Here is a 16,091-nt window from a genome sequence, read left to right on the forward strand (position 1 = left end):
ATAGACCGCCGCCGCGCCGAAGCGAGACTATTGCCACCGATTTGAACGGCAAGGCGGCTTCGCCGCAACCGCAAATGTTATGCGTTAGCCAGCGCAGTGTGCTTTTTCGCGCCGGCCGGGGAAGGGCGCTTGCCGAAAGCGCGCAGGAAGGTGCGCACGCCGTTCGTTGCCGATTGCACCACCTCGTCCGCGCGCGGCGTGCCGCCAAGCATGAAGGTGGTCTGCAATTCGGCATTGACGAGGCCGAGGAACTGGCGTGCCGCGACGTCGGGATCGTCGATCGTGAGGTGGCCGCCATAGGCGAGGCGTGCGAAGCGGGCGGCGATTGCCGGCCATGTCCGGCCCGGGCCCTGTTCACGCCACTCGGCAAAGAGCTCGGGATAGCGCTCGCCTTCGGTCTGGATCAGCTTGCGCAGGAATTTTCCGTCGCGGTTGCAGATGCAATTCTGGTTCAGGCGCACGGCAAAACCGATCAGGTCCGCTTCGAGATCCCCGGGCTGATCGGGGAAGGTGGCAATGGTGGCGAAGATGCCGGCGTTGCAGCGCTCGGTCAGATCGCGCACGACGGCGATGAACAGCTTCTCCTTATCGCCATGGTGGTTGTAGACGGTCTGGCGTGACACGCCCGCCTCAATCGCGATCAGGTCGATGTTGGCACCGGCGAAGCCTTCTCGGCAGAACACGCCGGCGGCGGCGTCGACGATCGACAGGCGCTTGGCCTCGTGGCCGCGTGGCGGGAAAGTGTCAGGAGAAACGCCCGGTCTCATGAAAATCTATATAGAGGTGATTGACGATTTAGACAAGGCTGTCTAAATTTGTGGACACGACATAAGGGGATTTCACTCCAGAGGGACGAATAAATTCGCTCCAGGAGTCGGAATCCCACGGGATGGAACGTCCTGGGGTAGACGTCGCCTGGCGGCGATAACCAGATTCGAAAGAAGCCAATATCATGAGTCCCAAATTCCTCCGCATCGCGGTCGTGCTCGGCCTGTTGTCCGCCATCGGCCCGTTCGCCATCGACATGTATCTGCCCGCGCTGCCGTCGATCGGCACCGATCTGCATGCCGGCACCGCCGCCGTGCAGATGAGCCTTTTGATCTTCTTCCTGTCGATGGGCTTCGGCCAGATCGTCGTTGGGCCGATCTCCGACATGGTCGGCCGCAAGCTGCCGCTCTATGGCGGCCTGGCGCTGTTCATGGTCGGCGGCATCGGATCGGCAATGGCGCCGACCATCGAGTGGTTGATCGCCTTCCGCTTCCTGCAAGGTCTTGGCGCCAGCGCCGGCATGGCCATTCCGCGCGCCATCGTGCGCGACCTGCACACCGGCAATGAGGCCGCCAAGCTGATGTCGCTGCTGATGCTGGTGTTTTCGGTGTCGCCGATCCTGGCGCCGCTGACCGGCAGCCAGATCATCGAGAATTTCGGCTGGCGCGCCGTATTCTGGACGGTGACCGGCGCGGCCGTGCTCGCCACCATTCTCCTGGCCACCTCGCTGAAAGAGACGCGGCCGGCGGAAGAACGGGTCGGGTCCTCCTTCGGAACCGCGCTCGCCGGCTACCGCTTCCTGATGGGCGACCGTAATTTCCTCGGCCTGGTGGCGATCGCCGGCTTCGGCATTGCGAGCTTCTTCGTCTACCTCTCGAGCTCGTCCTTCATCCTGATCGACCATTATGGGCTGTCGCCTTCGGTCTACAGCGTGTTCTTCTCGATCAATGCGGTTGCCTTCATCGGCATGTCGCAACTGACCGGCCTGCTTTCCGAACGTTTCGGGCTGAAGCGCGTGGTGTGGGTGGCGGTGACCGGCTACGCCACGACGATGGTTTTGCTGTTCGCCATCATGGCGACGGGCGTCGACCGGCTCGATGTGATGGCGGCCCTGCTGTTCGTCGGCTACGGCTTCCTCGGCCTGGTTATCCCGACCACATCGGTGCTGGCGATGGAAGAGCATGGCGAGATCGCCGGCACGGCGTCGGCACTGATGGGCACGCTGCACTTTGCCATCGGCGCGCTTGCCATGGGCGTTGCCGGCGTGTTCTTCGACGGCACGCCGTTTCCGATGGTCGCCGGCATCACGCTCTGCGCGGTGATATCGTTCGCGCTGGCGAAGGTCACGCTTGGCCGCTCGCGGGAAGCCGTCGAAGCGCCGGCGGAATAGGCAACCCTCGATGAAACAGGAAAGGCCGGGTCGATCCCGGCCTTTTTTGTGCCGGAGGCATTGCGGACGACACAAGCTGCAGTCGTTTATCCCGGCGCAAAACCGGCGTTTGCCTGGGGTTCACGACTGCTCTCTGGCGCTCAGCTGAGTTCCTGGGCGAGTCCGATGAGAAGCCCTTCGGGCCCACGGATGTAGCAGAGCCGATACACATTCTTGTACCGGACCACTTCACCCACGAGCTGCGCGCCGCGCGCGCGGAGCCGTTCAAGCGTGTCGTCGATGTCGTCCACGGTGAACATGACGCGGAGGTAGCCCAGGGCATTGACCGGGGCGTTCCGGTGATCCGCGACGACAGGCGGCGTGAGAAAGCGGGAAAGCTCCAGCCGGCTGTGGCCATCTGGCGTGCGCATCATGGCAATCTCGACGTGCTGATCGCCCAGTCCGGTGACACGCCCGGCCCATTCTCCTTCGATCGTCGCCCGCCCTTCGAGCTCGAGGCCGAGTTCGCGAAAGAAATCGATCGTCACTCCGAGGTCTTCGACGACGATTCCTACATTGTCCATCCGCTTGAGCGCCATGTTTTCGATCTCCAAGATGTCGGTTCAATCTACAAGGCTTCGCCGGGTTCCAACAACACGCATGAAAGGCCGGGCCGGTGGTCCGGCCGCTTTATGCTCGCGATGCCAGCGACAATCCAGCAGCGTCGAGGAGGAAGCGCACGCGCTCCTCGACTGGCGCAAGCGGCAAGGTCACCAATTCGTAGCCAAGTTCGGCACAGACGCCGGCCACTGATTGGCAGGTGCGCTCGGCCTCGTCGAGCGTTTGCCTGCGCTCTTCCTCGTAGGTGAAGACGCGAAGTTTCGTCGGCGGGAGCCGTTGTGCGTGACGCAAATTGAAGGGGGGAGAAGTGGAGGTTTCCACGGAAAACGCCATTTCTGCTTGTTTCTCAAGCGGATGCGTTTTCCAGCGAATGCCCGGAAAAGCAGGAACATGGCCAGAACAACGGGGCCAATTGTAAAACGGATTCCGCCACTTTTCAGGCCGGCCGCTGGCTTGTCGACCAAGTAGACGCGCCTCGCCCGATCATCCCCGCTCTACGTCGAGAGTTCGACCTTTCGCTTAAGCAGGCTTGCTACGCTTGCCGCCTCGCGAACGAGATGCGCAGGGCTGCGGCATGAACGGGCCACGTGATCTTCGCCGAGGCGCAAAGCCGTTTGAGCGGCCGGCGAGCCTCACCGAGATAGTCGGCACCCGATCGCACTTCATCATCGCATGCACCAAGGCCGGGGGCTGGACCATCAATGTCCACCGTCGCGGCGAACCTGTCGAAACCCTCATCTGCCAATCCCCAGGCGAATTGAACCGTCATCGGCTTGCTCTCTCCGAGGCAGGACTAATCGGTCATTTCCGGGAGGCGCTTTGAACTAGGGCGAACTGCCCACACCACATAGCCCAGCCCGTCTGTCGGGACTCGTGCTCCGGGGTTAGCCAGATCTACCGGGGGAACGCGAAGGCCAGACCACCACGAACCGGCAGCCGGCCCGACGCGCGGACCTCCGGCGCTGCACGTGATGAACACACACACCAATGACCCTGCCACGCCACTTAAGTGATGCAGGAGCCCGCCTCGAAGTCGCCGGAATGGCTCGATGTGGGTGCCGCTAGATGAGGCTCCAGTAGGATGTACCGCTAACCGCATTCGCTCCCCGATTGATCGAAAGTCACCCAAGGGGAAATCTGGAAATTCCGGTGTGTCTAAGCCTGGGCTCGTCCGAATTGGCAGAGCAGCTAAGACAACACTTCGCTTCCCGCAAGGGGGGCGAGGTGTGCCGTCACCCAGGCTGAACCGATTGGCAGGGACCGAGAGGACACAAGGAAAGCGAGAAAGCAGGAGCGAAAAAAAGGGCGCCGATACAGCCCAGCGACGTTGAAGGTTGAGCACTACATAGGACTGCGTTCCTATAAGCATTGACTTATTGGTTTGCTTTCGATAGTAGGATATTAATCCTAACTAGGCGGCGGCAGTGGATGGCATCATTCCTCGATGACCTGAAAGACGACGTATCGGCAGCGCTCACCGGCACGCTGCGCAGCGCCACCTATTGGCAGAACGCCATCACCGGATACGACGATTACAACCAGCCGGTTTTCAGTTGGACCGCCAACGCCTGCGAAGGCATCCGAGGCAGCTACGATCCTGCCACGGCCGGCCTGGCTGGCATTCCTCGCGATCACGCCAGCATCGAACTCCTAGCCTCCTCGCTGGCAGTAGAGCCCGATGAAACGGGCATCATCGAGATCGAAGGCCGCTTCTGGCAAATCTTCCATGTCGACGTAGACCCGGCGACCGCGTGGTGGACGTGCGAATGCGCCGTGACCACGGACCCGAGCCCATGAAGGCGGCTCCGGTTCCAATGCCCAAAAAACGCTCACGAGCCCAGACCGGCTCCGGAATGTTTCTTTCTCATTCCCGGAAAAAATCCGAGGAAAAAGCTGCGGCCGATATCGCGATTGCCTTTGTCGAAAGCCTCAAAATTCCCGAGGGGCCGAAGGCGGGAAAACCGCTTCGCCTCGCTGATTTTCAGAAGAAATTCATTCGGGGCGCTCTCGACCCCGAGAACATGGTGGCGGTGCTATCCATCGGGCGCGGGAATTCGAAAACGGCCACCTCCAGCTCGCTGGCGCTCGGCGCCGTCATGGGCGAGTGGGATTCGCAGCCGAAACGCGAAATCCTCTTTGCCGCGCGCAACCGCGACCAGGCCAAGACCGCTTTCAACTTCCTCGTCGGTTTCATCGAAAGCCTGCCGAAGGCCAAGCGCGAACTATTCACCATCCGGCGCGGCTCCCGCCTTGAGGTGGAATACGAAGGCAATGGCGGCGGTCTCGCTCGATGCATTGCAGCCGATGGTCGTTCCATCCTGGGCGGCGCTCCTACGCTGGCAATCCTCGACGAGCGCGCGGCCTGGGAACGGGAAAAGGGCGATCTGCTCGAAAACGCCATCCTCTCCGGCCTGGGCAAGCGCAACGGCAAGGCGCTGATCATCTCGACGAGCGCACCCGACGACGCCAACACCTTCAGCCGCTGGCTCGATGAACCGCCTCCCGGAACCTATGTGCAGGAACACCGCCCGGCGTTCGGCCTTCCTGCCGATGATGCGGAAAGCCTGCTGGTCGCCAATCCCGGCGCCGTCGAGGGCATCGGCGCCTCCGTCGAGTGGTTGCAGGCGCAAGCCCGGCGAGCAATCGCGCGAGGCGGCTCGGCGCTATCTTCCTTCCGCAATTTGAACCGCAACGAGCGCGTGGCATCAGAGGACCGTTCCGTCCTGGTCACTGTCGACGAGTGGTTGGCATCCGAAGTCGGCGAACTGCCGGCGCGCTCCGGTCCCTGCATCCTTGGCGTGGATCTCGGCGGCTCCCGTTCCATGTCGGCGGCGGCGCTCTACTGGCCTGAAACTGGCCGACTGGAGGCGGTGGGCACATTCCCGGCCGTTCCTTCCCTTGCCGATCGCGGCGCGTCGGATGGCGTCTCCGGCCGCTATGTCGAGATGCAGGAGCGCGGCGAACTGATCACCATGGGAGACAACACCGTCCCGCCTGGTCCCTGGCTTGCCGAAGTGGTGAAGCGGGCAGGCGGCGCGGCGATCTCCTGCATCGTCGGCGATCGGTTCCGCCATGCCGAGTTTGTCGAGGCCATGGCGAAGGCAAATCTTCGCGTCCCGTTCATCTGGCGCGGCTTCGGCTGGAAGGACGGCTCGGAAGACATCGAGCGTTTCCGCCGCGCTCTGTTCGACGGCCAAGTGAAGACGCTCCCGAGCCTCTTGCTGCGCTCGGCCTTCGCCGACGCCATCACGCTCGTCGATCCTGCCGGCAACCACAAGCTCGCCAAGGCCCGATCACTCGGCCGCATCGATGCCGCCGCCGCAGCGGTGCTTGCCATCTCCGAAGGCGCCCGCCGCGCTGCCCGTCCCGCGAAACAAGCGAGGGCCGCGACATGGGCATGAAGCACGGCCGCGCCGGCTATTCCGTCTACCGCTCGCAGCAATGGCAGGCGCTGCGACTCGCAGCCAAGCGCCGCGACGGATTCAAATGCACGTCCTGCGGCGGTCGCGGACGGCTGGAAGTTCACCACGAAACCCCGGTGCGGCAGGCGCCGGAACTCGCTTTCGACCTGGGCAACCTGAAATGTCTCTGCCCGCCCTGCCACAGCAAACAAACCAATGCCGAACGCGGCATTCAACCGAACCCCGCGCGCGATGCGTGGAAATCCCTCCTAAGACAAGGAACTTTTTTGACATGCTAACATCCGTAACCATTCAGCGCCGGCAGAGCGAAATTCGCCAGTCGCTGGCCGAGCTGGTCGGCAAGGACAAGCCGACCGAAGATGAAGCCCGCAAGATGGGCGAACTCGACACCGAGTATCGTGGCAACGAGACCAGATATCGCGCGGCGCTCGTCGCCGAAGATACCGAACGGCGCGAAGCCGGCGCAGACCTCGAAACCCGTGGCGACAAAGAATACGCCGCCATGATCGGCCGTTTCGAAATGCGCCAGGTTGCACTGCTGCTCGATGAGGGCAAGGCCCTGTCCGGTCCTACCGCCGAAGTGGTGCAGGAAATCCGAGCCAAGGGCGGCTATCGAGGCGTTCCCGTGCCGTGGCAGGCGTTGGAACTCCGCTCCGGCGAGACCATCGCCAGCGGCACCCCGAACCCGCTACAGACTCGTCCGATCATCGACCGCCTGTTCCCGGATAGCGTGGCCGGCCGCATGGGCGCCGAAATGATCAACATCGACGCCGGCCTTGCAGAATGGCCAGTTGTGACATCGAGCGTTGCGGCAGGCTGGGCAGCGACGGAAACCGGCGCTGTTGCCGGTCCTACCGTCTTCGCCACGACCGATAAGCAGTTGGCGCCGAGCAACACCCTCGGCATCCAAATGAAAATCACGCGCAAAGCGCTGAAACAGTCGGGCGATGCGCTGGAACAGGCCGTTCGCCGCGACATGAACGGCGCCATCCAGATGAAGCTCGATTCCGCAGTGTTTCAAGGAGCAGGCTCCGGCGGCGAGCCTTTGGGCGTCGTCACCGGCTACAGCACCTACGGGATCACCGCGACCGCCGTCAACGCGGCGGCTTCCTGGTCGGCTTTCCGCAACGCCGTTATCCGGTTCATGGGTAATTACGCGGTGACCTCACCCGGCCAGGCGAAACTCCTGATCACGCCGGCACTGTGGGGCAAGCTCGACGGCGCGCTGATCACCAACACCGCCGTTTCGGAATGGGATCGGCTGCTCGCCAACATTCCGGCCGGCAACATCGCTATCAGCGCCAATGCGCTTCCGACAACGGGCAACTCGCCCGACGAGGTGGTCGCCATCCTCATGACCTCTGCCGGCGGTGTGGCTCCGATCTTCGTCGGCACTTGGGGCGCCATTGACCTGATCCGCGATCCGTACTCCGACGCGGCATCTGGCGGCCTTCGCTTGACCGGATTGGTCACCGCTGACGTGACGGTTGCCCGTCCTGCACAGCTCGAACTGCTGACGGACATCCAGTAAATGGAGCGCCGGGCAGGAATTGAATTGCGGGCAATTGGCCGGAAGTTGGCGGGTTATGCCGCCGTCTTCGGCCAGGACACGCGCATTGCTGATTTCACGGAAATCATCTTGCCCGGCGCTTTCACCGATACACTGCGGCAGGGGCGGGATATCCTCGCCCTTGCCGACCACGACCAGCGCGCCGTTCTAGCAAGGACGCGAAGCGGAACGCTCCGGCTCTCCGAGGATAGCCGAGGCCTTGCCTTCGAACTCGATGTTCCTGACACCAGCGCCGGGCGCGATATCCTGGCGCTCGCCGAGCGTGGCGACATCGGCGGCGCTTCCTTCGGCTTCACCATCGGCAAGGATGGCGAACGCTGGCAGGGCGACCGTCGCCAACTCTCCAACATTGTCCTTCACGAAATCAGCGTTGTGCAGTCCTGGCCCGCCTATGGCGGAACCGAAGTCCATGCGCGAAATCGCCCGACCCGAGAGGCGCCGGACGCCGGTCTGAAACGCGTCCTGGCGCGGTGGAGGGCTTGATGACCGCGACCACCATCAAGCAGACCGAAGGTGCGCCGTCGAGCTATCCCCTGGCCCCTACCGGCCTGACAGCCGCGGCCGAGGCGCTTGCACCGGAGATGCTGTGGCAGCGCATCGAGGCTTATGTGGCGTTCCGCTGGACGGAACGGGCCGTGACCTGGATCGTAGAGGGCTGCGGCGAGTGGGTGCCGCCGCTGACGCCAGCAACCATCGACACGGTTGAAATCTGGCAGGCCGACGACTGGGAAGCCGCCACGCTCTCTCCCTCACCGCTGGGCGGCTATTGCCTGCCGGGCGGCACGTACCGTTTTACCGGTTCCGTAGGCTCTGCCGACTCGCCTGCCGTTGCGCCTGAAATCGTGGACGAGGCCTTCCGGCGCCTCGCCGAATTCATGGCCGCCACCATGAAAACCAGCACTCCCGGCATCACCGCCGAGCGTGTCACCGCCGGCTCCGTCACCGTCGAGAAAAGCCGCTCGGCTTCATGGGCGGCCGAGGCAATGTCCAATTCAGGCGCGGGCGACCTTCTGCGCTCCTATCGGAGGGCGTCATAATGTGGCCGTTCAAACGCAAGATCGAGCGGCGCTCCAGCGCATCCGGCTTTACCGCCGAGATTATTGCGGCGCGCGAAAGCTATATCTCTGGCCGTCGTGGCATTGGCGAACTTACCGCCACATCGCAAAGCTGCATCTCGCTTTGGGAAAATGGCTTCGGCCTGGCGGCCGTGAAGGGCACGGACCTATTGAACCGCCGCTCGCTGGCGCTGCTCGGCCGCTCGCTGGCGCTACGTGGCGAAAGCCTTTTCAAGATCACCGATGCCGGGCTTGTTCCCTGCTCTGACTGGGATCTTCGAACGAGAGGCGGCCGGCCGGTTGCCTACCGCGTTTCCATATCCGAGGCCGGCGGCGGCACGACCGAGACACTGCTTGCCGGCGAGGTGCTTCATCTCCGCATCGGCGCCGATCCCGCCGCGCCTTGGCTCGGCACGGCTCCCTTGCGGCGGGCAAGCCTCACGGCAGGTCTGTTGCAGGCGGTTGAAAGCTCGCTCGCGGAAGTCTTCGAGAATGCGCCGCTCGGCTCCCAGGTGGTTCCGATGCCGGAACAGCCCGAGGTGGACAACACCTCGCTCGCCCGATCGTTCCGAGGCCAGCGCGGCCGTGTCCTGCTTCGCGAATCGGTCATCGTGTCGGCTGCCGGTGGACCCGCTCCTGCGGTGGATTGGAGGCCTTCGAGCCTATCGCCCGACTTGGCAAACTCGATGACGGCGGAAACGCTCGCTGCTGCCCGGAACGCCATTGCCGGCGCATTCGGCGTTCTCCCAGCTCTGTTCGACTCCGCCGCACAAGGACCGCTTGTCCGAGAGGCGCAACGCCATTTGGCGCAATGGACCTTGCAGCCGCTCGCCGAGCTGCTTGCCGAGGAAGCCTCCGACAAGCTCGGCTCTACCGTCTCGATCGACGTGATGACGCCGTTGCAGGCCTTCGATGCCGGCGGCTCGGCGCGCGCTTTCACGACACTTATTCAGGGTCTGGCGCAAGCCAAGGAAGCCGGGCTCGATCCCGGCGCGATTGCCGGCGCGCTTGGGAAGCTCGACTGGAGCAATGGAGATGCTTGATGCTCGCCCGCGTTCCATGGAGGCCAGCCGAAAAGCCCGTGTCTCGGCCGAGGCTGCTTAACCGCGACCGCCGGAGGCACCTTGTCGAAACCGTAGCCGGCATCTTGAAAACCGGCGACCCGACGAGTTTCGCCTTTGAAGCGTCCTGCCGTCACGGCCTCCGCTCCCGCCTATGTCTCGAATCCTGGAAATGGCCCGAGGCCGACGTTACCGCCGCTGACATCGTAGCCGACGCCTTGCGCCTCATCGGCGCTCGCCGTCCGTCGTGGGCCGAAGGCCAACCCGAATGGACCCAGAACGGCGCTGGCGCTCTTATCGAGCGGACACGTTGCACAAACTGCCATGGGCCGCTCCCGGCCGAGCATACCAAGTTTTGCGGGCAGCTATGCGCCAGCGCCCATCACGCGCGCTGGAATCGCCGCAAGGAAGCATCGGAGGAGTCCGCCTATGCTCTCGCCGCTCGACTTTCTTGACTATTGCCCGGCTTGTGGCGGCACGATCGACAGGGCGAAACCGCACGCGGCGAAGCGAGTCTATTGCTGCATTGAATGCAGCCGCGCTGAATATCACCAGATGGAGAAGATCGCCCGGCTTGAGGCCAAGAAGGATCGACCGCCATGCCGCCGCTGCGGTGCGCCTGTTCCCGTGGGGAAGCTCTCCAGGGCGGTCTATTGCTCGAAGGCGTGCCAGAGCGCGGAATTCTTCGAGGGCAGGAAGAACGCCCGCCTGGAGGCAAAGGCCCAAAGATCACCATGCCGGCATTGCGGCGCGCCCGTTGCGGCATGGAAGTACGGCGGCGCGCTCTTTTGCTCGGAAGCGTGCCGTAGTGCCGGCGCCGTGGCCAAGTGGTGCGACTTTTGCGGCGAAGCGTTCAAAGGCATAGCCCGACGCAAATATTGCAGCCTGACTTGTGCGGCACGGCATCGGCAGGCCCGTAGGCGTTTTGCCTAGGGCTCGATCAGCTTCAGGGAGGTCAGCGGGAAAACGCCGTCTTCTTTTTTCCATGGCGACTTGTCTGCGATGAACCAGTCACACCATGCGCTGAGAGCATCCACGCCATACGGCTTGTCGACAGCTGACACAGTCATGTGCGGCCCGCCCGACTTTAAACGAACAACGCTGCCAACCCCGATCTCGTCCGCCATGTTTCGAATCCCTTTCATGTTGCCACGCGGCAATGTGGGAGAAGGCTGCGATGCCGTCAAGCAGAAGGCCTTCGGGAAGACAAGGAGCGGGTTTCCGAGCGACGGCGACGGGGACGACACGGCGCGGCCGACGCTGCACTAAAAGCGTGAGGGTTTACACGCTTCATCGATCGTGATAGTTATCACGGTTATGAAGTTCAAAAACCAATTCACCACCTTCACAGCGGGCGAGGCCGAGGCCATCACCGGCGTTCCTACAGCAACACAACGCGACTGGCGCCGGCACGGCTTCCTGGAAAGGGCCGAAGGCTGGACCCTCTATGATGCCCACAGTCTCGCCCGACTTCTTTTCATGCGCGTGATGCAGGAGCAGGGAGTCGGCCCGACGCGCAGCTCGCAAATTGCATCATCGGCGGCACTCCGTATCGAATGGTACGCGCTCAATCGCGAGGGCGCCATCGGGATCATAAAACCCGACGCGAATTTAGATGGTCTGGAAGCCAAGTCCCCGGACGAATTGAAGGCGCTCATTGAGCGCCAGCGAGGGGAGCCGCTTGCAGCTCTCATCGTTCGTCCGACGGGTACCGAATCCTGGTTGGTGAAGTGGGCCGACGGCGAGTTGTCATTCGTGGATGATCTCGTAACTGCTGTCCGCCATATTCCTTACGAGCGTCGCGGCGCGATTGTGGCCGTTGATCTGCAGCACCTCGGGGAAGTCCTGGCGGGGCGGGCAGACGGCCCACTCGTTCTGGTCAAGATAACGAAATGACTTTCACCTCTGCCACTTCCTTCTTGAGGCCGCGCCGACCGGCCAATATCGAAAAGCTATCCTCCGCCGGCAGAGGTACCTTTTGGGGCGGTCAAGGACGGCAAGTCGGCTTCAATTCTCAAGGGCTCCGCTAATGGCTCGAACAATTCTCGGAGATCGGCCGCCCTCGTTTGTCAGCAAGGCGACACTGGCCGCCGAACTCGACATCAGCGAGTCGACGGTCGATGACTATGTAAAGAGAGGCGTCCTGCCGAAACCTGTTCACCTAGGCGGCTCAGTCCGCTGGTGCTGGGCGCAAGTCCAAGCCTCATTAGAACCGCTGGCCCATTCAGGCGCATCTACAGATCCTTTTATGGCGGGGTTGAGCAATGTCTCGAAAGCGGCATAGGGCAACGGTCTCATTGCCGAGGAGCGTCCATCGTGTCGTCTCGCGAGGCCGCGAATACTTTTATTATCAGGCGGGCAGGGGCACCGACCATGTGGGCGAGCGCATCAAATTGCCCAATGACCCACACTCGCCCGAGTTCTGGGTGGCTGTCCGACAGGCGCAAGGCATAGTCGGGCCGGTCGCTACAGACACAATCAGCGCTCTTATCGATGCATATGAGGCGGCATGGCCGGGCCTTCCCCGCAAACTTGCCGACAGCACAAAGGAGAAATACAGGCAGTCCCTTCGCGTAGTCCGGGAGGCTTGGGGCAACCTGCAAGCAGAAAGCCTCCGGCCCTCTCACGTTCAAGCGCTGATTGAGACGCTGGGCGCCACCAAGCCTGGAACGGCCAACAACGTGCTCGACGCTCTCCGAGCTATGTGCCGATGGGCATGTGGGCCGCGTGAATTTCTTAGCCGAGACCCGACACAAGGCGTTACCCATTTCGAGCAGGGCGAGGGGCACAAGCCTTGGACACCCGAGCAACTCGCCTTCGCGAGCGATAATCTTACCGGCATGTTGCGGAGGGCCTACGTGCTCGGCCGCTATACTGGGCAGCGCATCAGCGACCTTGTCCGCCTCGGCTGGACGGATATCGATGACGGCGGTTTCAACCTCCGGCAGAAAAAGACCGGCGCACGCCCATGGTGCCCTATCTTCTCAGAGCTAGAAGTTGAAATGTCGACTTGGGAGAAGAGGCCTGGCCCTTTCCTCCTGCAGGAAACAGGCAAGCCTTTCACGACGAACGGTTTATGGAAGAAGCTCGACAAAGTGCGGGAGGATCACCCGCAACTCGCCGGTGCCGTCTGGCACGGCCTCAGAGCGAACGCCGTCATACGGCTTAGGCAGGACGGCTACACTTCTATGCAGATCAGCGATGCAGTGGGAATGAGCATTCCGATGGTCGAGCGGTACTCACGCTATGCCGACCGGAAGGCAGGCGGGCAGGCGATATTGCTCAGCATGAAAGAACGGAAACAGGACAAAACTGTAAAACGCTGAAAAACTGGAAACATAAAATGACGGCAGAACAGGTACTTAGCGGGAAGGAAAGGAAGTGGAGGTTTCTGTTGCCAGGTACCTCCGAACCCCGCCTAGAAGTGCGAACCCCTAGGGCTTGATTTGAAGCTATCGCACTGCATTAAGCAGCGAGACGCGCTTCCGCATAGTTGTCGTTGGCAACTATAAGTTTAGCCCGATAACGGTGGTACAATGCCGGGCAAAAGTACGATCTTTACACCTTCGTCGATCCTATTTCGCCCCCAGCAAAAACCGCTCTGTCGTCGACAGCGGCTTTTGGTGGAGGCGCCGGGTACCGCCCCCGGGTCCGAACGGCTTATTTCATCGCCCATTTATCGCCATAGTCGGTCAAGCCGACAAAACGAATATAGGGGGCGCCGCGTGGAAATGAAAGGCCGCAATGGTGGTTTGTCCCTGTGTCAATTTGCGCGCCACGGGTTGACTTGGGCGTGGTCTCAACCGAAGCTTTGCGAGCGGTGAGGAGTTACCGACCTAGCGCACAAGTTGCCAAGCGCGCCACAGCCCTCATCGATCGGATCCGTGGCGCCGACGAGGGGAATTTTGATGGCCGATTATCTTGCGGATGTGAAGAAATATGACGCCGCGGCAAACGCCGATGCGGTCGAAAAGATCGTCAAGCATCTGGGCATTGCGCTGAGGAACCGCGACTCCTCCCTGGTGTCCTGCACGGACCCGAAGGAATTGGCGCGGGTCAAGGAGAGCTGGGTGGCCAAGAAGCTCGGCGTCAGCGACGGGGCGAAAGCCGACGCTGCGATCGAGAAGACCTGCAAGGCGATGCACGCCGACAACACCAAGAACCGCGTGACCTTTTACTATCTGGTGGCCAAGGATCTGGGCAAGCTCAGCTCCCTCTAGGACCTTTTTGGGTCACTCCCTTCTGGCGGCCGGCCGGCGACTTTCCGCGTTTCCGGTTCGCCAGAGCGAGCGCTGAAACAGTTTCTCCCCTGGATAGGGAAACTTCAGACAAGCGTGGCGTCAGCGCCCACATGCGCTATGATCGGCAAATCTCGAATCGAGCCCGGAACCGATGCGCCAGTATCTCGACCTCTTGCAGCACGTGCTGGACAACGGCGCCGATCGCGGCGACCGTACCGGCACCGGCACGCGCTCCGTCTTCGGCTACCAGATGCGCTTCGATCTGGCGCGCGGCTTTCCGGTCACCACCACCAAGAAGCTGCACCTGAAGTCGATCATCCATGAACTGCTGTGGTTCCTGGCCGGCGACACCAACATCAAGTACCTGACGGACCACGGCGTTTCGATCTGGGACGAATGGGCCGACGAGAATGGCGACCTTGGTCCGGTCTACGGCAAGCAGTGGCGGTCCTGGCCGGACGGCCACGGCGGTTCGATCGACCAGATCGCCAATCTTCTCAAGGAGATCCGCCGCAATCCTCAATCGCGGCGACTGATCGTCTCGGCCTGGAATCCCGCCGAGGTGGAAGCCATGGCGTTGCCGCCTTGCCACTGCCTGTTCCAGTTCTACGTGTCCGAGGGCCGGCTTTCCTGCCAGCTCTACCAGCGCTCCGCCGACATCTTCCTCGGCGTGCCGTTCAACATCGCGTCCTATGCGCTGCTGACGCTGATGGTGGCGCAGGTGACCGGGCTGAAGCCAGGCGATTTCGTCCACACGCTCGGCGACGCGCATCTCTACTCCAACCATTTCGAGCAGGCGCGCGAACAGTTGCAGCGCACGCCGAGGGTGCTGCCGACGATGTGGATCAATCCGGACGTGAAGGACCTGTTCGCCTTCCGCTTCGAGGATTTCCGGCTGGAAAACTATGTCGCCGATGCCTCGATCAAGGCGCCGATAGCGGTCTGAGCCCCGGCTTTTCAGTCGATGCCGACCATCACGTCCGAAGCCTTGACCACGGCATAGGCCTCCTTACGCTTTTTTCGAGCTTGAGGTCGGCGACGGCTTCGTTGGTGATCGAAGGTCTTAGCAGAACAACCCTCGAACAGGTGCATTCCGGCAATGCCAGGCCTTCCCTTGTTATATCCATGCGGATATATCGGTCTGCAGGCTTGAGCCGACCGGATTTCAAATCCAGGGAGAGTTTTCGATGACGCGCAAGGGTTTCGGGTTGAGGACGATCGCCATTAGCGGTTTTGCGGCGGCGTTGATGGCGGCAATGCCCGCAGCGCACGCGGAAGGCAAGGTGGTGGTGTTCGCGGCGGCCAGCCTCAAGGACGCGCTCGACGCGGTGAACAAGGCCTGCGAAGCCGATGTCGGCGAGGCCGCGACCGTCTCCTATGCCGCGAGTTCGGCGCTGGCCAAGCAGATCGAGGGCGGGGCACCGGCCGACGTCTTCATCTCGGCCGATCTCGACTGGATGAAATATCTCTCCGACAAGAAGCTGACCAAGTCCGATACGGAAGTGAAGTTGCTCGGCAACAGGATCGTGCTGGTGGCGCCGAAGGATTCGACTGTCGAAGCCAAGATCGAGAAGGGCTTCGATCTCGCCAAGCTGGTCGGCGACGGCAAGCTCGCCATGGGCGACTTCAAGGCCGTGCCGGCCGGCAAATACGGCAAGGCGGCACTCGAATCGCTCGGCGTCTGGCCCTCGGTCGAGGGCAAGGTGGCGCAGGCCGAGAATGTCCGTGCGGCCCTGAAGCTGGTTTCGACCGGCGAAGCGGCCCTCGGTATCGTCTATGCCACCGACGCGCACGCCGAAAAGGGCGTCAAGGTGATCGGCACCTTCCCAGAAGATTCACACCCGCCGATCATCTATCCGGTTGCCCAGACCGCCGATTCGAAGGACAAGGATACACCGGCCTTCCTGAAGTGCCTGCAATCCGCCAAGGCCGGCGCACTCTTCAGGGAACAGGGTTTTACCGTGCTCGCGCCGAGCAACTGAGT

18 protein-coding genes and 1 other RNA gene are annotated in these 16,091 nt (G+C 62.3%); 14 read left to right on the forward strand and 5 right to left on the reverse strand.

Annotated elements, in window-relative coordinates:
* Positions 1 to 77 precede the first annotated feature (77 nt).
* Positions 78 to 767 (reverse strand): TetR/AcrR family transcriptional regulator, encoded by a 690-nt coding sequence (locus tag O7A70_RS30785; RefSeq protein ID WP_337143705.1) that lies wholly within the window; start codon positions 765 to 767, stop codon positions 78 to 80.
* A 185-nt stretch (positions 768 to 952) separates the two neighbouring features.
* On the opposite strand from O7A70_RS30785, the gene O7A70_RS30790 reads away from it, so the two are divergent.
* The gene (locus tag O7A70_RS30790) at positions 953 to 2,158 is read left to right on the forward strand and encodes a multidrug effflux MFS transporter (protein WP_337143706.1); all 1,206 of its coding nucleotides are present in this window, start codon (positions 953 to 955) and stop codon (positions 2,156 to 2,158) included.
* A gap of 140 nt (positions 2,159 to 2,298) precedes the next feature.
* On the opposite strand, the gene O7A70_RS30795 is transcribed toward O7A70_RS30790, so the two are convergent.
* Together O7A70_RS30795 and O7A70_RS30800 are read right to left on the reverse strand one after the other, a co-directional pair.
* Positions 2,299 to 2,736 (reverse strand): VOC family protein, encoded by a 438-nt coding sequence (locus O7A70_RS30795; protein WP_337143707.1) that lies wholly within the window; start codon positions 2,734 to 2,736, stop codon positions 2,299 to 2,301.
* A 91-nt stretch (positions 2,737 to 2,827) separates the two neighbouring features.
* Complete coding sequence (locus O7A70_RS30800) at positions 2,828 to 3,091, reverse strand: hypothetical protein (RefSeq protein WP_337143708.1); 264 nt, start codon at positions 3,089 to 3,091, stop codon at positions 2,828 to 2,830.
* 1,095 nt (positions 3,092 to 4,186) lie between these two features.
* On the opposite strand from O7A70_RS30800, the gene O7A70_RS30805 reads away from it, so the two are divergent.
* The 8 genes from O7A70_RS30805 to O7A70_RS30840 all read left to right on the forward strand — a co-directional run bounded on the left by O7A70_RS30805 (position 4,187) and on the right by O7A70_RS30840 (position 10,799).
* A complete protein-coding gene (locus O7A70_RS30805) occupies positions 4,187 to 4,555 on the forward strand; it encodes a hypothetical protein (protein ID WP_337143709.1) in 369 nt (122 codons plus the stop codon).
* Between the two features lie 56 nt (positions 4,556 to 4,611).
* Entirely contained in the window at positions 4,612 to 6,159 is a 1,548-nt protein-coding gene (locus O7A70_RS30810; protein ID WP_337143710.1) for a terminase large subunit domain-containing protein, read from the forward strand.
* Positions 6,150 to 6,458 (forward strand): HNH endonuclease, encoded by a 309-nt coding sequence (locus O7A70_RS30815; protein ID WP_337143711.1) that lies wholly within the window; start codon positions 6,150 to 6,152, stop codon positions 6,456 to 6,458. Before O7A70_RS30810 ends, O7A70_RS30815 begins: the two co-directional genes overlap by 10 nt.
* Positions 6,452 to 7,711: a phage major capsid protein gene (locus O7A70_RS30820; protein ID WP_337143712.1), complete on the forward strand. Its 1,260-nt coding sequence runs from the start codon at positions 6,452 to 6,454 to the stop codon at positions 7,709 to 7,711. Before O7A70_RS30815 ends, O7A70_RS30820 begins: the two co-directional genes overlap by 7 nt.
* Positions 7,712 to 8,233: an HK97 family phage prohead protease gene (locus tag O7A70_RS30825; protein ID WP_337143713.1), complete on the forward strand. Its 522-nt coding sequence runs from the start codon at positions 7,712 to 7,714 to the stop codon at positions 8,231 to 8,233. It abuts the gene before it with no gap.
* A complete protein-coding gene (locus O7A70_RS30830) occupies positions 8,233 to 8,787 on the forward strand; it encodes a hypothetical protein (RefSeq protein WP_337143714.1) in 555 nt (184 codons plus the stop codon). The genes O7A70_RS30825 and O7A70_RS30830 overlap by 1 nt, the downstream gene beginning before the upstream one ends.
* Positions 8,787 to 9,848, forward strand: coding sequence for a phage portal protein (locus O7A70_RS30835; RefSeq protein ID WP_337143715.1), 1,062 nt, complete (start codon positions 8,787 to 8,789; stop codon positions 9,846 to 9,848). Before O7A70_RS30830 ends, O7A70_RS30835 begins: the two co-directional genes overlap by 1 nt.
* Positions 9,849 to 10,295: 447 nt before the next feature.
* Complete coding sequence (locus O7A70_RS30840; protein ID WP_337143716.1) at positions 10,296 to 10,799, forward strand: hypothetical protein; 504 nt, start codon at positions 10,296 to 10,298, stop codon at positions 10,797 to 10,799.
* Here O7A70_RS30840 and O7A70_RS30845 read toward each other — a convergent pair.
* Complete coding sequence (locus O7A70_RS30845) at positions 10,796 to 10,993, reverse strand: DUF2158 domain-containing protein (protein ID WP_337143717.1); 198 nt, start codon at positions 10,991 to 10,993, stop codon at positions 10,796 to 10,798. The two genes, O7A70_RS30840 and O7A70_RS30845, sit on opposite strands and share 4 nt — an antisense overlap.
* A gap of 190 nt (positions 10,994 to 11,183) precedes the next feature.
* On the opposite strand from O7A70_RS30845, the gene O7A70_RS30850 reads away from it, so the two are divergent.
* Positions 11,184 to 11,762: a MerR family transcriptional regulator gene (locus tag O7A70_RS30850; RefSeq protein WP_337143718.1), complete on the forward strand. Its 579-nt coding sequence runs from the start codon at positions 11,184 to 11,186 to the stop codon at positions 11,760 to 11,762.
* A 479-nt stretch (positions 11,763 to 12,241) separates the two neighbouring features.
* Entirely contained in the window at positions 12,242 to 13,192 is a 951-nt protein-coding gene (locus O7A70_RS30855) for a tyrosine-type recombinase/integrase (RefSeq protein ID WP_337143719.1), read from the forward strand.
* 54 nt (positions 13,193 to 13,246) lie between these two features.
* On the opposite strand, the gene ssrA is transcribed toward O7A70_RS30855, so the two are convergent.
* Positions 13,247 to 13,607, reverse strand: a transfer-messenger RNA (tmRNA) gene (gene ssrA / locus O7A70_RS30860).
* Positions 13,608 to 13,774: 167 nt separating this feature from the next.
* Here ssrA and O7A70_RS30865 point away from each other — a divergent pair.
* From O7A70_RS30865 to modA, 3 genes are all read left to right on the forward strand, one after another.
* Entirely contained in the window at positions 13,775 to 14,086 is a 312-nt protein-coding gene (locus O7A70_RS30865) for a DUF2853 family protein (protein ID WP_140502480.1), read from the forward strand.
* Positions 14,087 to 14,258: 172 nt separating this feature from the next.
* Positions 14,259 to 15,053: a thymidylate synthase gene (locus O7A70_RS30870; protein WP_337143720.1), complete on the forward strand. Its 795-nt coding sequence runs from the start codon at positions 14,259 to 14,261 to the stop codon at positions 15,051 to 15,053.
* Between the two features lie 241 nt (positions 15,054 to 15,294).
* Positions 15,295 to 16,089 carry a molybdate ABC transporter substrate-binding protein gene (modA, locus tag O7A70_RS30875; RefSeq protein WP_337143721.1) on the forward strand — a complete coding sequence of 265 codons (795 nt, stop codon included), beginning with the start codon at positions 15,295 to 15,297 and terminating at the stop codon, positions 16,087 to 16,089.
* Positions 16,090 to 16,091 lie beyond the last annotated feature (2 nt).

Source organism: Mesorhizobium sp. Cs1299R1N1, assembly GCF_037179655.1.
In the GTDB taxonomy this organism is placed as follows: domain Bacteria; phylum Pseudomonadota; class Alphaproteobacteria; order Rhizobiales; family Rhizobiaceae; genus Mesorhizobium; species Mesorhizobium salmacidum.

Excerpts from the sequence above, each read along its gene's own strand:
- O7A70_RS30785 (WP_337143705.1), bottom strand. The coding sequence starts at position 767 with ATGAGACCGGGCGTTTCTCCTGACACTTTCCCGCCACGCGGCCACGAG.
- O7A70_RS30790 (WP_337143706.1), top strand. The coding sequence starts at position 953 with ATGAGTCCCAAATTCCTCCGCATCGCGGTCGTGCTCGGCCTGTTGTCC.
- O7A70_RS30795 (WP_337143707.1), bottom strand. The coding sequence starts at position 2,736 with ATGGCGCTCAAGCGGATGGACAATGTAGGAATCGTCGTCGAAGACCTC.
- O7A70_RS30800 (WP_337143708.1), bottom strand. The coding sequence starts at position 3,091 with ATGGCGTTTTCCGTGGAAACCTCCACTTCTCCCCCCTTCAATTTGCGT.
- O7A70_RS30805 (WP_337143709.1), top strand. The coding sequence starts at position 4,187 with ATGGCATCATTCCTCGATGACCTGAAAGACGACGTATCGGCAGCGCTC.
- O7A70_RS30810 (WP_337143710.1), top strand. The coding sequence starts at position 4,612 with ATGTTTCTTTCTCATTCCCGGAAAAAATCCGAGGAAAAAGCTGCGGCC.
- O7A70_RS30815 (WP_337143711.1), top strand. The coding sequence starts at position 6,150 with ATGGGCATGAAGCACGGCCGCGCCGGCTATTCCGTCTACCGCTCGCAG.
- O7A70_RS30820 (WP_337143712.1), top strand. The coding sequence starts at position 6,452 with ATGCTAACATCCGTAACCATTCAGCGCCGGCAGAGCGAAATTCGCCAG.
- O7A70_RS30825 (WP_337143713.1), top strand. The coding sequence starts at position 7,712 with ATGGAGCGCCGGGCAGGAATTGAATTGCGGGCAATTGGCCGGAAGTTG.
- O7A70_RS30830 (WP_337143714.1), top strand. The coding sequence starts at position 8,233 with ATGACCGCGACCACCATCAAGCAGACCGAAGGTGCGCCGTCGAGCTAT.
- O7A70_RS30835 (WP_337143715.1), top strand. The coding sequence starts at position 8,787 with ATGTGGCCGTTCAAACGCAAGATCGAGCGGCGCTCCAGCGCATCCGGC.
- O7A70_RS30840 (WP_337143716.1), top strand. The coding sequence starts at position 10,296 with ATGCTCTCGCCGCTCGACTTTCTTGACTATTGCCCGGCTTGTGGCGGC.
- O7A70_RS30845 (WP_337143717.1), bottom strand. The coding sequence starts at position 10,993 with ATGGCGGACGAGATCGGGGTTGGCAGCGTTGTTCGTTTAAAGTCGGGC.
- O7A70_RS30850 (WP_337143718.1), top strand. The coding sequence starts at position 11,184 with ATGAAGTTCAAAAACCAATTCACCACCTTCACAGCGGGCGAGGCCGAG.
- O7A70_RS30865 (WP_140502480.1), top strand. The coding sequence starts at position 13,775 with ATGGCCGATTATCTTGCGGATGTGAAGAAATATGACGCCGCGGCAAAC.
- O7A70_RS30870 (WP_337143720.1), top strand. The coding sequence starts at position 14,259 with ATGCGCCAGTATCTCGACCTCTTGCAGCACGTGCTGGACAACGGCGCC.
- modA (WP_337143721.1), top strand. The coding sequence starts at position 15,295 with ATGACGCGCAAGGGTTTCGGGTTGAGGACGATCGCCATTAGCGGTTTT.